Source organism: Streptomyces sp. NPDC093261, from assembly GCF_044753645.1.
In the GTDB taxonomy this organism is placed as follows: domain Bacteria; phylum Actinomycetota; class Actinomycetes; order Streptomycetales; family Streptomycetaceae; genus Streptomyces.
In genome coordinates this window covers 1,022,904-1,037,990 of the sequence record NZ_JBIVNO010000001.1, presented here as the reverse complement: position 1 = coordinate 1,037,990, position 15,087 = coordinate 1,022,904, and the positions used below count along the sequence as shown (strand labels likewise).

Here is a 15,087-nt window from a genome sequence, read left to right as displayed (position 1 = left end):
GATCACACCCACGTCCGGGGGCGGTAACGGTTGGCACGTTCCACCAGGTCGATCCTCTCCTCGCCGCCCTGCGCGAGCCTGGCCAGCGTCCGGTACGAGCGCTCCAGGCCGAAGCGGAGGCCGCGCTCGTCGAGATCACTGCCGAGCAGCGCCCGGCCGCCCGCCGCGGACGGCGCGGAACTCCGGCTACCGGAGAGTACCCAGTCCAGGGCGCAGCCGAGGACCTCTGTGGACAACTGCTCGCGGCGCACGGCGTCCAGGCCGTATGCCTCCAGCGCCTGGACCTGCCCCGCGGCGGCCACGAGGTCGTCCAGGAAGGCCGGATCGGGCCCCTGGTTCGTCCGCTGCCGCAGCCGCGCCCGTACGGCGGCGACCCGGGCCGCGGTGTAGTGGATGGACGCCTCCGGTACGGACTCCAGGGTGCGTACGGCGCCGTGACGGTCACCGGCGGCGAGCTGCACGCGGGCCAGGCCGAACGCCGAGCTGACATAGCTGGGGTCGGTGGTCCACACGAGCCCGTAGTAGTCGGCCGCGTTGTCGAGCTGGCCGAGGACCTCCGCGCACAGGCCGAGCGCCAGCTTGGGGGCGGGCTCACCGGGGAAGGCGTCGTAGACCGCCTCGAAGGAGAGCGCGGCGGCCTCGTGGTCGCCGGTGGCGAGCGCCGTGACACCCCGGTACCAGACCACCCGCCAGTCGTCGGGGTGGTCCGCCTCCAGGGCCGCGAGCGCCCGCCCGGCGCTGTCCGTCTCGCCCATCTCCAGGCGGGCCCGCAGTTCACGCAGCCGCAGCTCCGGGGAGGGCGCGGGCGCGGCGTGGAGCGCGGCGATCAGCTCCGCGGGCGCGGAGGCCATGAGACCGGCCAGGAAACCGGCGTTGGGGTCGCCGGGGTCGACCAGGGGCACCGGCAGGGCGAGCGCCGCGGCGGCGGTGTCGACGGCCTTGACGACGACCGAGGCCCCGGGACGGCGGGCGCCCGGCGTGCCCGCGCCCGTGCCTGTGTCCTTCCTCGGAGAACCGGCAGGGGAGACGGCGGCAGGGGAGGCGGTGGCCCTTGAGGTGACGGCGGCAGGGGAGGCGATGGCCCCTGAGGTGACGGCGGCAGGGGAGGCGGTGGCCCCTGAGGTGACGGCGGCCGTCCCCGGGACCGCGACCGCACCCTGCGGCGCGCCGCTCCCCGGGTGCACGAGCGCGGCTGTCGCGCTGCCGCGGCGCCGCGCGGGCACCACCCGCGCGCCGAGCCGCGAGACATCCCCGTCCAGCCGCGGGAACAACTCCGCGTCCGTGACCTTGAGTTCCGGCCCGAACAGCGTCGACAGGGCGGGCCGGGGCCGGCCCGTCTGGAGGGCGACGACCTCCCGCAGCACCCCGGTGAGCTGCTCCGACATCTCCTGCGCGGAGGCGAACCGGCGGGCGGGGTCGGGGTCGGTGGCGCGGACGAGCAGCCGGTAGAAGGACTCGTAGCGGCGGAACACCTCGACGGTGTCGGGGTCGGGCAGCGAGTCCACATGGACGGTGGTGTAGCCCGGGAAGTCGAAGGTGAGCACCGCGAGGGTGCGCGCGACCGTGAAGAGGTCGCTCGCCACCGAGGGGCCGGTCTCCGCGACCTCGGGCGCCTGGTAGCCCACCGTGCCGTAGATGGCCGACTCGTCGTCGTCCATTCTGCGCACCGCGCCCATGTCGATCAGCTTGAGCTGGTCCTCGGTCTGGATCGCGTTGTCGACCTTGAAGTCGCAGTACAGCAGGTTGCGGCTGTGCAGATGGCCGAGCGCCTCCAGCGCCTCGATGCCGTAGGCGCACGCCTGCTCCACCGGCAGCGGATCGCGGCGTCCGTCCGGGGTGCGCCGCTCGTTGGCGATCTCCTTCAGTGACTTTCCGCCGACGTACTCCATGACGATGTAGCCGTCGAGCGAGCCGGTGCGCTGGTCGAGGTGCTCCACGAAGTTGTAGATGCGCACGATGTTGGAGTGCTCGATCTCCGCCAGGAACCGCCGCTCGGAGATCGCGGCTGCCATCGCGTCCTGGTCGCCGGTGTCCAGCAGGCCCTTGAGGACGACCCACCGGTCGGAGACCGCGCGGTCCACCGCCAGGTAGATCCAGCCGAGCCCGCCGTGCGCGAGGCAGCCCACGACCTCGTACTGGCCGTGCACGATGTCCCCGGCGTGCAGCTTCGGCACGAACGAGTACGGGTGGCCGCACTTCGTGCAGAACCCCTCCGTGCGCCCCGGGAGGTCGCCGCGGGCGCGCCCCACCGGGGCCCCGCAGTCGGAGCGCGAGCAGAACCGCTTGCGCTCGGGCACCTCGGGGTTCTCCAGCACCATCGCCCGGGGGTCGGGCCGTGGCACGTCCGGCACCTGCACCAGGCCGAGGCCGAGGCGGCTGCGCCCGGAACTCCCGCTTGTGGAGCCGGAGCTGCGCACCGACACCGACCGGCCGGTGGACCTGCCCGTCAGCCGCCCCGACACCGAGCGCCGGGACTGTGACGAGCGGGACGATCGCGACGACGTACGGGAGCTGGGCCGCGCGGCGTCGACGCCCGGACTTCCGGAGTCCCGGCCGCCCGCGGAGACGCCCGTGGCCACCGAGCCGACCGTCCCCTTCGCCGAGACGACCGGTGCCAGACCGCAGGTGTCGCAGTACAGCTCGCCGCCGCCCACGTCCTCGTACGATCCTTCACAGCCGGGTCGCTGGCATGTCTGTCCTGCCTGGCTCATGCTTGCTCCCTCCGGTCCGCCGGTTCGCCCTGCCGGGGCACGCGCTGGCCCAGCATCTCGGTGGCGGCCTGCTGATAGCGCAGCACCGCCTGCTCGGCGACCCGGAGGTCGCAGGGCGCGCTCCACAGCATGCGGCGGGCCGCGTCGTACCTCTCGATCAGCAGCGGGTCCTCCGCGAGCCCGTGCCGGGCGACCTTCGCCTTGTACGCGTCGAGGCGGCCGCGCAGCTCGGCGCGGACCGCGAGCGGCGCGGTGACCGCCGTCAACGACTCGCGGGCACGCAGCAGTTCGTCCTCCGCCCGCTGCTCCAGGGAGTCCAGGAGCGGGGAGAGGCGGTGCCACTGGGCGTGTCTGCGGTACTCGGCGGCGGTCGCCAACTGCTCCTGGAGCGCGGTCGGCGGGCCGCTGACCACGGGCACCTCCGACGCGGCGATCTTGGCGAGGACCTCACCGCGCGCACTGCGCGCCTCGGCGAGCGTGCGGTCCGCGCGGCTGAGCAGATCGCGCAGCTTGACCAGCCGCGCCTCGGCATCCTGACGAACCGTCAGTACCGCGTCGATCTCCCGGCGCACCTCCTCCAGGGCGCGCGCCTCGCGGTCGTAGGTCGTGGTGTCCGGCCGGCCGCCGCCGGGAGCCGAACTGCCCTGCGCGGGTGTCCAGTACGCCAGCGGGTCGGAGACCACCTGCTCACGCAGTCTCGTCAGGGTGCGCGTGATCCGCTCAAGGTCGTCGCCCGCCGGGTGCTCTCCGGGGCGCACCCCGACGGAGTGCGCGAGCCGGCGGGTGCGTTGCAGCTCCGCGGCCAGTAAATCGATCCGGGCGGGCAGTGCCGACCACACCGCGTCGGCGGCGACGACCATGTCCAGCGAGGAGGCGTACAGCTCGTTCATCCGTTCCACGAGCTGGGCCAGGGTGAACCGCTCGCTCAGCCTGCCGGTGCCCGCCACGGTCGGCGCGTGCGGTGTCGCCGTGGCGCTTCCGGGGACGGTGACGCTCGCGCCGCGCAGCAGCTCGGTCAGTTCGACGAGGTCCTCGCGGCTGGACCAGCGCCGGCGGGCGCGGATGTCGCGCGCGCCGCGCAGGGCGGCCGTGTAGGCGTCGAAGTATGCCCAGAGCAGGGTGATCGACGCCTCCGTCGACGTCCAGCGCTCCTTGGTGACGCCGGTGAGTTCGGCGCCTTCGAGGAGTCTGCGGCCCGCGTGGTCCTGCAGGGCGAGGAGTGAGGTCTCTATGGCCTCGTGCTCCGCGCCGAGCCGCGCCAGCGCACGGTCCACCTCGTCCCGGTCCATCACCGGCCCGGTGGGTCCCGTGACGCCCATCGATCACCTCTCGCTCTCGTCGTGCCCGTGCGTGGTCCGGTGCGCCGGGTCAACTCTCCAGTGGTACCAGGTCGGTTGGGGTCGTCAGTCAGGAGGACGGCGGCCGGGAGGCCGCCGAGTCGGGTCCCAGCGTCGGGGACAGCCACTTGGTGTACGAGACCTGCCAGCCGTTCGCGAGGTAGCCCACGAGCACCTGGTTGACCCGCTGCACCAGGTCCTTGGCCTCCTTGTTCATCGCCACTCCGTAGTACTCGGTCGTGAAGGGCTTCCCCTTGAGTTCCACGGTCGGGTCCTGGGCTGCCTGGCTCGCGGCCAGCGCACCGTCGGTGACGACCGCGTCGACCTCGCCCAGTTGGAGTTCGACCAGGCAGTCGAGCTGGTTGGGGACCGTGGTGGAGATGTCGGCGGACGCGGGCAGCCTGCCGGACTTCCTGTCCTCGGCCAGGCGGGTGTTCGCCGTGGAACCCTCCGCGGAGCAGATCCTCTTGCCCGCGAGGGACTTGTCGTAGCCCGTGATGCCGGAGGCCTTCGGCGCCAGGACCTGCTGGCCGGTGACGAAGTACGGGTCGGAGAAGCGGACTTCGTCCAGCCGGTCGCAGGTGATCGTCATGGTGCGCACCACCATGTCCACCTGCCTGGTCTGGACGGCCGGAATGCGCTGGTTGGTGGGAATGGCGTGGAAACGGACGGCGTTCGGGCTGCCGAGGATCTGACGTGCGATCTCGCGGGCGAGATCGATGTCGAAGCCCTCCAGGTCGCTGCCCCGGGTGCTGGGGTCGCGATAGCCCCAGCGGTAGCTGTTCTGATCGACGCCCACCGACAGATAGCCGCGCCGCTTGATGTCCTGGACCGTGGGCCCCTTGTCGTCACCGGACGGCGGCAGGCTCATCCGCTCGGGGTGTCCGCCGCAGTCGTCCGCCTTCGCCTGGGTGGCCTGCGCGAGGCCGGGGCCGCCGGTGCCCGTGGCGCCGTCCCGGCTCGCGCGGGCGAGCGGCAGTGACAGCGCGAACACCAGGGCGAGGACGCAGGCGACGACCATGGCACCCACCCCGCCCCAGCCCTTCAGGCTCGCCCTCAGGCGGCGTGCGGTCATCGCCGCTCCCCCTCTCACCGGTACTCCGAAAGCCTGCGCCCGATGCCCAGCACCGCGCCCGCCGCGCCCAGCACGGCGAGCACCGCCGCTCCCAGCGGGAGTCCGGTCATCGCGCCCCGGCCGCCGCCCGCCGCCTGTTCGAACTCACTCTCCTCATGATCCAGCGCCTTCGCCAGGTTCGCGTCCACGCTGTCGAAGCACTCGCCCGTCGGCTGGTCCGCCTTCGAACCGATGATCTTGTCCAGGGCCGCCTGGTAGTCGCCGTCGTCGTCGGCGGCCCGCGCCTGTGCGTGTCGCTGCCGCCAGACCTTCATGTTGCCGGTGGCGGCTGTCACGGGCTGTCGGCCCGCCCGGTCGTCGGCGAGGGACCCGGCCTCGGCGAGCGTGGCGGACAGCGTCTTCATGTCCTGCTGGAACGCGTAGTCGTAGGCGTCCTCGACCTTCCCGCCCGGGAGCTTCCTCGTCTCGGCGCCACGGCTGACCAGCGTCAGATTCTCGTTGCCGCGCGCGTTCAGGGAGGCGATGCGCGCGTCGTGCAGCACGGTCAGCGAGCGGACGCCGTGGGCGTAGGAGGAGTCGAGATCGGCGCGGGCGACGCTGTGGCCGGCCAGCAGCCACAGCAGGACGATCGTGGCGGCGGCGGTGGCGGCGACCAGGCCCCGGTTCAGCACCCGGTTCGTGCGCAGGTAGTGGCGCCGCTGGGCCCAGCCGAGGGCGGCCAGCGCGAGTACGCCGAGGACGATGGCGAACCAGGGGTACGGGGTCGCGTCCGCGTAGTCGGAGCGCAGCCGCTGGTTCTCCTTGGTGTACAGGTCCTGTGCGGCCGGCAGCATCTGCTGCTGCATCACGTCGTTGGCGGCCCGCAGATAGGCGCCGCCCACCGGGAAGCCCTGGCGGTTGTTGGCACGGGCCCGCTCGATGAGGCCCTTGTACAGCGGGAGCAACTTGTTGAGCCTGGCGATGGTGTCCGCGGCGGGGGAGCCGGCCTCGGTGCCGGCGGCCGCCGTGACGAGCCCGGAGGCGGCGGTCCGGATGTCCTGCTCGTACCGCCTGGTGGTCGCGGCGGGCTCCTGCCCGCCCGTCAGGAAGCCGCTGGAGGCCGCGGTGTTGGCGTCCGCCAGGGAGCGGTAGATGTCGGCGGCAGAGGCGCTCAGCGGCTGGCTGCTGTGCAGGACGTCGTCGGCGGCGTTCGAACGGTCCGTCATCTGCCAGGCGGTGACGGCGCCGAAGGCGACGACGAGCACGGCGAGCACGGCGCCGATGACCCGCAGCCGGCCGGGCTCGGTGGTCGCGGCGGCCCGCAGCCGGTCCACGCCCTCGGCGAAGGCCGCGCGGCGCGGTGCCGGTGCCGGCACCGGGGCCGGTGTCGTGGGCGGCACCGGTGGCGCGCCGACCTGCTGCGGATGTGTCACTTGACCTCCCCCATGGTCATCCGTCGGTCACCTCCGTCCGGGGCGCGTGAGCGGGCGCAGGTGCACGGCGGCAAGTATCGCCGCCGGAACCGGCATCCGAACAGGTCTTTATGCGATCTTGTTTCCGGATCGCAGTGTTTGTGCGGAACGCCGGGCTCGCCGGGGCCGGACGGACCACCCCCGCCCATGAATACGCGATGCGCCGGCGTTCGGTTCCCCGGGCCGGTCAGACGCCCGCCCCGTCCGCCCCGTGTTCGAAGTACGCCCGTACGCGCGCATGGACCTTCGGCGGGGCCTGTGCGTGGTCCAGGCCGAGGAGGGCGGCGCCGAGCACCGGGCGGGCCGTGACGACCCGGGGGACCGCCTTGGGGGCACGGGCGGCCAGCAGCTCCCTGACCCGGTCGTCGAGCCGGGGATGGCGGGCGGCCAGGATGCTGCCGCCGAGCAGGACCGGGGCCTCCTCGCCGAGCAGGTCCAGCCGGGTCAGCGCGACCGTGGCCATCGCGACCACCTCCTCCGCGAGCCGGTCGACGATCGCGCGGGCCACCGCGTCACCGTCCCCGGCCGTGGCGAACAGCACCGGTGTCAGCTCGTGCCGCCGTGCGTGCGGGATGTGCTCCAGATGGAGCGCCTCGATGAGCGCGTACATGGAGCCGAGCCCGAAGTGCGCGGGCAGGGTGCGGGCCAGGGCGGTGGGTCCGCCCCGCCCGTCCTCCGCGCGCGCCGCCCACCACAGGGCCTCTTCCGCCAGCCCCCAGCCGCCGCCCCAGTCGCCGGAGATACGGCCGATCGCGGGGAAGCGGGCGGTGCGGCCGTCGGGACGCATGCCGACGCAGTTGATGCCCGCGCCGCACACGACCGCCACCCCCCGGGGCTCGGCGACACCGGCCCGCAGGATGGCGAAGGTGTCGTTGCGCACCTCGACGCTCCTGCCCCACGCCCGGGCCCGAAGTGCCGCCGCCAGTCGCTCCTCCTCCACCGGGAGGTCGGCGTTGGCGAGACAGGCCGAGACATGGTCCGCCGAGCCGGCCCCGGCCGCGGCGAGGGCCCGTGCCACGGCGTCGGCCAGGGTGTTCACGGCCGTCTCCACGCCCACGGCCGGCGGCCGGAACCCCCCACCCCGCGCGGTGCCCAGCACCTCGCCGTCGGCGGCCACGACGGCCACGTCGGTCTTGCTGTTGCCCGCGTCGATGGCGAGGACGCTTGCGGTCAGGCCCACGCGAGGTGCTCCCGGTTGTGCGCGATCAGCAGGTCGGTGAGGGTCTCGGCGTACGCGTACCGGCCGATGAGGGGGTGGGCGAGCAGCGCCCGGAAGACGCGGTCGCGGCCACCGCGCAGGGCGGCCTCCAGGGCCAGCTCCTCGTACGCGGTCACGTTGGCCATCAGCCCCGCGTACAGCGGGTCCACCTCGGGCACCGGCAGGGGCGTCGGTCCCGGCGGTCCGACGGCGGCCTGCACCTCGATCACCGCGTCGTCCGGCAGGAAGGGCAGCGTGCCGTTGTTGCGGGCGTTCACCACCTGGTACGGCGAACCCCCGCCGGCCAGCAGGGACGCGGCGAGGTCCACGGCCGCCTCCGAGTAGTAGGCGCCGCCCCGCCTGGCCAGGAGCGCCGGCTTCTCGTCGAGCGCGGGGTCCGCGTACATCCGCAGCAGCTCCCGTTCCATGGCGGCGACCTCCGCGGCCCGGGACGGCTTGCCGCGCAGCTCCCGTACGACCTCGTCGTGCGCGTAGTAGTAGCGCAGGTAGTACGACGGGACCACGCCGAGGCGGTCGACGAGGGAGCGCGGCAGGCGCAGGCCGTCGGCGACCTCGTCTCCGTGCTCGGCGAGCAGTTTGGGCAGCACGTTCTCGCCCTCGGGGCCGCCCAGACGCACACCTGTCTCCCAGGTGAGGTGGTTGAGCCCCATGTGGTCGAGGTGGACATCGGCGGGCGCGACGCCGAGCAGGGCGGCGAACTTCCGCTGGAAGCCGATGGCCACGTTGCACAGTCCGACCGCCCGGTGGCCCTCCTGGAGGAGGGCGCGGGTGACGATGCCCACCGGGTTGGTGAAGTCGATGATCCAGGCACCGGGGTTGGCGCGGCGGACGCGTTCGGCGATGTCGAGGACCACCGGCACCGTGCGCAGCGCCTTGGCGAGGCCGCCCGCGCCGGTCGTCTCCTGGCCGACGCAGCCGCACTCCAGCGGCCAGGTCTCGTCCTGCTCCCGCGCGGCCTGGCCGCCGACGCGGAGCTGGAGCAGCACGGCGTCGGCGCCCTCGACCGCCCGGTCCAGGTCATGCGTCGTGACGACGCGCCCGGGATGCCCCTGTTTGGCGAAGATGCGCCGGGCCAGCGCGCCGACCAGCTCCACGCGGTCGGTGGCCGGGTCGACGAGGACCAGTTCCTCGACGGGCAGGGTGTCCCTCAGGCGCGCGAATCCGTCGACGAGTTCGGGTGTGTAGGTCGAGCCTCCGCCGACCACGGTGAGCTTCACTGTTCTAGCCCTTCACTCCGGTGAGCGTGACACCCTCGACGAACGCCTTCTGGGCGAAGAAGAACACGAGGATCACAGGGGCCATGACCAGCACGGTGGCGGCCATGGTGAGGTTCCAGTCGGTGTGGTGCGCGCCTTTGAACGACTCCAGGCCGTAACTGAGCGTCCATGCGGCCGGGTTCTCCGACGCGTAGATCTGCGGGCCGAAGTAGTCGTTCCAGGCGTAGAAGAACTGGAAGAGCGCGACGGCGGCGATGCCCGGCCGCGCCATGGGCAGGACGACCCTCAGCAGGGTCCGCAGATCTCCGCAGCCGTCGACCTTCGCCGCGTCCAGATACTCGTTCGGGACGGTCATCAGGAACTGGCGCAGCAGGAAGACGGAGAACGCGTCGCCGAACGCCATCGGGATGATCAGCGGCCACAGCGTGCCGGACAGGTCCAGCTGCTTGGCCCAGAACAGATACATCGGGATGATGATCACCTGCGGCGGCAGCATCATCATCGAGATCACCAGCATCAGCGACAGACCGCGGCCCCGGAAGCGGAACTTGGCGAGGGCGTAGGCGACCGGGATCGACGACACGACGGTGAGGACGGTGCCCAGGCCCGCGTAGATCAGGGTGTTCTTCCACCAGGTGAGGAAGCCGGGCGTGTCGAAGACCTTCCGGTAGTTGCCCCACTCCCAGGTGTGCGGGATCAGATCGCGGCTGAGCGCCTGGCTGTCGCTCATCAGCGAGGTCAGGAACACGAACACGAAGGGCAGCGTGAAGAAGAGGGCGGCGGCCACTCCGAGGGAGTGGACCGCGATCCACTCCAGCAGCGCCCTGCGGCGGGCGGTGCGCGCGGCGGGCGAGACGGCCCGCCGCAACTCGACGGGCGTCTCGAGTACTTGTGTCATGGTCAGTCACCTGCCAGGTTGAGACCGCCCCGGCGCCGCATCAACAACGCGGTGAACACCATCGACAGGGCGAAGAGCACGAGCGCGACCACACAGGCGGAGCCGTAGTCGAAGCGCTGGAAGCCGAGGTTGTAGACGAGCTGGGGCAGGGTGAGCGTGGACTTGTCGGGGTAGCCCGGCTCGAACTGGGTGCCGGCGCCCTGGATGACACCCGAGGCGACCTTCCCCGCGATCAGCGGCTGCGTGTAGTACTGCATGGTCTGGATCACGCCGGTGACCACGGCGAACATCACGATCGGGGAGATGTTCGGCAGGGTGACGTAGCGGAAGCGCTGCCACGCCGACGCGCCGTCCAGCTCGGCCGCCTCGTACTGCTCCTTCGGCACGTCCAGCAGCGCGGCCATGAAGATGACCATCAGGTCGCCGACGCCCCACAGGGCGAGCAGGGTGAGGGCGGGCTTGGACCAGGCCGGGTCGTTGAACCAGCCCGGCGCCGGGAGGCCGATCCTGTCGAGGATCGAGTTGACCGGTCCGGTGCCGGGGTTCAGGAGGAAGGCGAAGGCCATGGTGGCGGCCACGGGCGGGGCGAGATAGGGCAGATAGAACAGGGTGCGGAAGACGCCCGTCCCCGTCTTGATCTTGGTGATGAGCAGGCCCACGCCGAGTCCGAAGACGACCCGCAGGCTGACCGTGACGACGACGAGCCACAGGGTGTTGCGCAGCGCCGGCCAGAACAGGGGGTAGTCCCGGAAGACGTACGCCCAGTTCTTCGTCCCGCTCCACGTCGGCGGCCGGAAGCCGTCGTAGTGCATGAAGGAGAAGTAGACCGTCGAGATCAGCGGATACGCGAAGAAGACCGCGAAGCCGATCAGCCAGGGCGACATGAAGGCGGCTGTGCGCAGGGCCGCCCGGCGGCGTTTGGACGCGAGGGTGAGGGCGGTCATCGTCACTTCGCCTGCGCGATGTCCGTGTCGATCTGCCGGGCCGTGCTCGCCAGGCCCGCCTTGAGGTCCTCGGCCTTGCCGCTCTCGTAGTCGTAGCCGAACTGCTGGATGGTCACGAGGTACTGGCCGCCGTTGACGGAGGGGGGCGTCGTGGTCGAGTCCGGGTTCGCCGCGATGTCCAGGAAGGTCCTGAAGCGCGGGTCGTACTTCAGCTTGGGGGACTTCAGCGCGGCCAGGGTGGAGGGCACGTTGTGGATGTCGTTGGCGAAGCCGACCACCGCGTCCGTGTCCGTCGTCATGTACTTCACCAGCTCCCAGGCCGCGTTCTGCTTCTTGCTGGTGGCGGCGATGCCGGCGATGGTGCCGGTGATGTAGCCCTTGCCGTACCGGGACGCCTGGTCGTCGGGCACGGGCAGCGGCGCCACCCCGATCTCGAACGTCGGCCTGGCGGCCAGGGCCATGCCGAGGCGCCACTCACCGTCGAGCTGCATGGCCACCTGACCGGTGTGGAACGGGTGCTTGGGGCCCCATTCGTCACCCAGCGTGGAGCGGTACCTCTCCAGCTTCTGGAATCCGCCCAGTTCCCCCACGAGCTTCTTCTGGAGGGTGAAGCCCTCTGCGAACGCCGGGTCCTTGGCGAGGTTCGACTTGCCCTGCGCGTCGAAGTACGTCGGGGAGAACTGCGCGAAGTAGTGCTCGGTGGTCGTCTCCCAGCCGTGGTAGTCCGGCATGAACCCGAGCTGCCGGTAGCCGTCGCCGTCGGGAATCGTGAGCTTCTTCGCGTCGGCCTCGAACTCCGACCAGGTCTTGGGCGGGCCGGGGATGCCCGCCTTCTCGAAGGCGGTCTTGTTGTAGTAGAGCCCGTAGGCGTCGCCCAGCAGCGGCACCGTGCAGCGGTTGCCCTCGAACTGGGTGTACTCGTTCATCGCCTTCGGGAAGGTCGCCTCCGGGTCGATGCCCGACTTCTTGAAGAACGGGTTCAGATCGACCAGGGCCCCGGACGAGCAGAACTTGCCCACGTTGTTCGTGGTGAAGGAGGAGATGACGTCGGGCGCCTTGTCGCCGCCGGAGCGCAGCGCCTGGTTGATCTTGTCGTCGGTCATATTGGCGACGACGTTGACGTGGATGTTGGGGTGGGCCTTCTCGAAGCGGGCGACCAGCGCGGTCACGGCCTTGGTCTCGGAGGGCGCGCTCCAGGCGTGCCAGAAGTTGATGGTGGTCTCCTTGGACGCGTCGTCGTTCGCGCCGGAGGAGGACTGGCCGGTGCAGGCGGTGGTGAGCAGAGCGAGGGATGCGGTCAGGGCGAAAGCCGTCTTTCGGATCACTTCGGGCATGACTGGGTCTCCCTGGGGCGGGCGGGGTGTGAGGCGACCGGGGCGGGTGTCGGGGCCGGGGTGAGTGAGGGTTGCTCAGCGCGAGGTGTCGAAGACCTCGTCGCGGGTCGTCGCGAGCGCGCTTTCCAGCGCGCCGCGCAGCACGGGGTGGTGGCGTACGTCGCCGACGACTAGGCGCGGCCGGGACGCGGCCAGCTCCTCCAGTTCGGCCTGGAGCAGGGCCCGCAGCACCTCGCCCCCCGCGGTGAGCGAGGTGCCGCTGAGGACGACGAGTTCGGGGTCGAGTACGGAGACGAGCGCGGCGAGACCTGTGGCGAGCCGGGTCGCGTACGTCTGGAGCAGAAGCCGGTGGGGGCCCGAGGCGTGGTCGGCGCCGAGGGCGACGAGGGTGGCCGCCACCTCGGTGTACGGGCCGGCGGGCACGTCCTCGACGCCGAGTTCGCGAGCCAGGCGGGGCAGCGCCTGGGAGCCGGCCAGCTCCTGGTAGCCGCCGCTGCCCGCCCGGGTCACCTGGCGGACCAGGGGGGCGCCGGGCACCGGCAGGAAGCCGACCTCGCCGGCGCCGCCGGTCCAGCCGCGGTGCAGCCGTCCGCCGAGCACGAGGGCGGCGCCGAGACCGCCCTCGTTCCACAGCAGGACGAAGTCGTCGTGGCCCCGGGCCGCGCCCAGCCGCTGCTCGGCGAGGGCGACGAGATTGACGTCGTTCTCGTACTCGACGGGCATCGGCAGGGCGGCGGCGAGTTCGTCGAGCAGTGTGGCGGAGTGCCAGCCGGGCAGATGGGAGGCGTAGCGGAGGCGGCCGGTGGTGGGGTCGAAGGCGCCGGGGGTGCCGATGACGACCCGGTGGATGTCCGAGACGGCGAGCCCGGCGGCCTTCACGGCGCCGTCGAGGGCGTCGGTGACCTGCCGGACGACGGGGTGCGCGGGGCGGCGGCCCGGGGTGGGCAGCTCGAACTCGCCGACCGTCCTTCCGGTGACGTCGGCGACGGCGGCGAGGATGCGCTCGGGGGTGACGTCGAGGCCGGCGACGTGGGCGGCGGCCGGATTCACCACGTAGAGCTGGGCGTTCGGGCCCGGGCGGCCCTCGCTTGTGCCGGTCATCAGCACGAGCCCGGCGGCTTCGAGGCGGGCGAGGAGCTGGGAGGCGGTGGGCTTCGACAGGCCGGTGAGCTTGCCGATGCGGGTGCGGCTGAGCGGACCGTGCTCCAGGAGGAGGTCGAGGGCGGCGCGGTCGTTCATGGCGCGCAGCACGCGCGGGGTGCCCGGCGTACCGGCGGATCCTGCCATGTGTGTCGCCACCTGCCTTTCAACGGACCAGCTTCTCAGCGGGGCCGCCGGGAAGTCCACCGGGTGATCGTCGCCGGGCCCGTCCATGGCCGGGAGCCCTCGAAAGATCACTGTTAGGAAAGTTTCCAATTGGTGAGAGGAAGGTAGGCCCGGTGTCACGGGGGCGTCAATACCGGTCACGCGCGTCAACCAAGTCGTTACCCGGACGGCCGGGGCGGGAAAGCCGCCCGGGCCCCACCCGGCCTGACCCTCCTCCCGCAATGCCGACTCCTCCCGCGATGCCGGGAGGCGGCCCCCCCGGAGTCTCGGGAAGCCGCGATGCCGGGAGGCGGCCCCCCGGAGTCTCGGGAAGCCGCGATGCCGGGAGGCGGCCCCCCCGGAGTCTCGGGAAGCCGCGATGCCGGGAGGCGGTCCCCGGGGCCTCGGGAAGCCGCGGAGCCTCGGGAAGCCGCGATGCCGAAAGGCGGCCCCCGGAGCCTCCGGAAGCCGCCTCTGACCTGTGGCCGCTACTTCGCCGGGGGTCGGACCGGCGGGATCGGGGCCGTCGCCTCCGCCTGGGGCGAGGCGGTGTTCGCGTACGCCGACGGGGGCGCCGTCGTGGCCGTAGGGTCGGCCGGCTGCTCCTCCACCGGGGCCGTGGCGCCGCCCACGATGTGGATGTCCGCCTCGTCGAAGGCCCGCTTGACGCGCCAGCGCAGCTCGCGTTCCACCGCCAGCGCCTTGCCCGGCATCGTCCTCGCGCTGAGGCGGACCACCATCGAGTCCAGGAGCACGCTGTCCAGGCCGAGCATCTCGATCGGGCCCCACAGCAGCTCGTTCCAGGGCTCGTCCTTGCTCATCCGCTCGGCCACCTGGTCGAGGGTCGCCTTCACCCGGTCGAGGTTCTCGCTCGCGCGGACGGTCACATCCACCCCGGCCGTCGCCCAGCCCTGCGAGAGGTTGCCGATGCGCTTGACCTCACCGTTGCGGACGTACCAGATCTCGCCACCGTCGCCGCGCAGCTTCGTCACCCGCAGCCCGACCTCGATCACCTCTCCGGAGGCCACGCCCGCGTCGATGACATCGCCGACGCCGTACTGGTCCTCCAGGATCATGAACACGCCGGACAGAAAGTCCGTCACCAGGTTGCGTGCGCCGAAACCGATCGCCACACCCGCGACACCGGCGGAGGCGAGCAGCGGCGCCAGATTGATCTGGAAGGACGCCAGGACCATCAGCGCCGCCGTGCCCAGGATGAGGAACGACGCCACCGACCGCAGCACCGAGCCGATCGCCTGCGAGCGCTGCCTGCGGCGCTCCACGTTCACCAGCAGACCGCCGAGTGCCGTGCCGTCCACCGCCTCGGCGGTACGGCTCATACGGTCGATCAGCTTGGTGATCGCCCGCCGTACCACCACTCTCAGCACCGCCGCGATCACCAGGATCAGCAGGACCCTGAGACCGATCGCGAGCCACGTGGACCAGTTCTGCTCGACCCAGCTCGCGGCGTTCGTCGCGCTCTCCTGGGCGTCCTGGAGCGTGGGCACCACCGGAGCCGTCGACGACGAGGGCGACGGGGACGGCGTGGCGCCGGCGGCCGATAGGGCGGGCAAGGACACGAGAGGTACCTCCAGG

General features: G+C 72.0%; 11 protein-coding genes. All 11 read right to left on the bottom strand.

The window, feature by feature from the left end; genetic code table 11:
• Nucleotides 1-2: 2 nt before the first annotated feature.
• The 11 genes from ACIP94_RS04685 to ACIP94_RS04635 all read right to left on the bottom strand — a co-directional run bounded on the left by ACIP94_RS04685 (nucleotide 3) and on the right by ACIP94_RS04635 (nucleotide 15,071).
• Entirely contained in the window at nucleotides 3-2,711 is a 2,709-nt protein-coding gene (locus tag ACIP94_RS04685; protein ID WP_402419467.1) for a tetratricopeptide repeat protein, read from the bottom strand.
• Entirely contained in the window at nucleotides 2,708-4,030 is a 1,323-nt protein-coding gene (locus ACIP94_RS04680; protein ID WP_402419465.1) for a hypothetical protein, read from the bottom strand. Before ACIP94_RS04680 ends, ACIP94_RS04685 begins: the two co-directional genes overlap by 4 nt.
• A gap of 88 nt (nucleotides 4,031-4,118) precedes the next feature.
• Nucleotides 4,119-5,123 (bottom strand): glutamate ABC transporter substrate-binding protein, encoded by a 1,005-nt coding sequence (locus ACIP94_RS04675; RefSeq protein ID WP_402419462.1) that lies wholly within the window; start codon nucleotides 5,121-5,123, stop codon nucleotides 4,119-4,121.
• Nucleotides 5,124-5,137: 14 nt separating this feature from the next.
• Complete coding sequence (locus tag ACIP94_RS04670; RefSeq protein WP_402419459.1) at nucleotides 5,138-6,535, bottom strand: hypothetical protein; 1,398 nt, start codon at nucleotides 6,533-6,535, stop codon at nucleotides 5,138-5,140.
• A gap of 226 nt (nucleotides 6,536-6,761) precedes the next feature.
• Complete coding sequence (locus tag ACIP94_RS04665) at nucleotides 6,762-7,754, bottom strand: N-acetylglucosamine kinase (protein ID WP_402419456.1); 993 nt, start codon at nucleotides 7,752-7,754, stop codon at nucleotides 6,762-6,764.
• Nucleotides 7,745-9,010, bottom strand: coding sequence for a 6-phospho-beta-glucosidase (locus tag ACIP94_RS04660; protein ID WP_402419453.1), 1,266 nt, complete (start codon nucleotides 9,008-9,010; stop codon nucleotides 7,745-7,747). The genes ACIP94_RS04665 and ACIP94_RS04660 overlap by 10 nt, the downstream gene beginning before the upstream one ends.
• A gap of 4 nt (nucleotides 9,011-9,014) precedes the next feature.
• Nucleotides 9,015-9,908: a carbohydrate ABC transporter permease gene (locus ACIP94_RS04655; RefSeq protein WP_402419451.1), complete on the bottom strand. Its 894-nt coding sequence runs from the start codon at nucleotides 9,906-9,908 to the stop codon at nucleotides 9,015-9,017.
• Between the two features lie 2 nt (nucleotides 9,909-9,910).
• Nucleotides 9,911-10,852, bottom strand: coding sequence for a carbohydrate ABC transporter permease (locus tag ACIP94_RS04650; protein WP_402419448.1), 942 nt, complete (start codon nucleotides 10,850-10,852; stop codon nucleotides 9,911-9,913).
• 2 nt (nucleotides 10,853-10,854) lie between these two features.
• The gene (locus ACIP94_RS04645; RefSeq protein WP_402419445.1) at nucleotides 10,855-12,186 is read right to left on the bottom strand and encodes an ABC transporter substrate-binding protein; all 1,332 of its coding nucleotides are present in this window, start codon (nucleotides 12,184-12,186) and stop codon (nucleotides 10,855-10,857) included.
• A gap of 75 nt (nucleotides 12,187-12,261) precedes the next feature.
• Nucleotides 12,262-13,473 carry an ROK family protein gene (locus ACIP94_RS04640; RefSeq protein WP_402419442.1) on the bottom strand — a complete coding sequence of 404 codons (1,212 nt, stop codon included), beginning with the start codon at nucleotides 13,471-13,473 and terminating at the stop codon, nucleotides 12,262-12,264.
• 506 nt (nucleotides 13,474-13,979) lie between these two features.
• Nucleotides 13,980-15,071 (bottom strand): mechanosensitive ion channel family protein, encoded by a 1,092-nt coding sequence (locus ACIP94_RS04635; RefSeq protein ID WP_402419439.1) that lies wholly within the window; start codon nucleotides 15,069-15,071, stop codon nucleotides 13,980-13,982.
• Between the last annotated feature and the right edge of the window lie 16 nt (nucleotides 15,072-15,087).

Coding starts and splice junctions, on each gene's coding strand:
- ACIP94_RS04685 (WP_402419467.1), bottom strand. CDS start 2,711: ATGAGCCAGGCAGGACAGACATGCCAGCGACCCGGCTGTGAAGGATCG.
- ACIP94_RS04680 (WP_402419465.1), bottom strand. CDS start 4,030: ATGGGCGTCACGGGACCCACCGGGCCGGTGATGGACCGGGACGAGGTG.
- ACIP94_RS04675 (WP_402419462.1), bottom strand. CDS start 5,123: ATGACCGCACGCCGCCTGAGGGCGAGCCTGAAGGGCTGGGGCGGGGTG.
- ACIP94_RS04655 (WP_402419451.1), bottom strand. CDS start 9,908: ATGACACAAGTACTCGAGACGCCCGTCGAGTTGCGGCGGGCCGTCTCG.
- ACIP94_RS04650 (WP_402419448.1), bottom strand. CDS start 10,852: ATGACCGCCCTCACCCTCGCGTCCAAACGCCGCCGGGCGGCCCTGCGC.
- ACIP94_RS04645 (WP_402419445.1), bottom strand. CDS start 12,186: ATGCCCGAAGTGATCCGAAAGACGGCTTTCGCCCTGACCGCATCCCTC.
- ACIP94_RS04640 (WP_402419442.1), bottom strand. CDS start 13,473: ATGGCAGGATCCGCCGGTACGCCGGGCACCCCGCGCGTGCTGCGCGCC.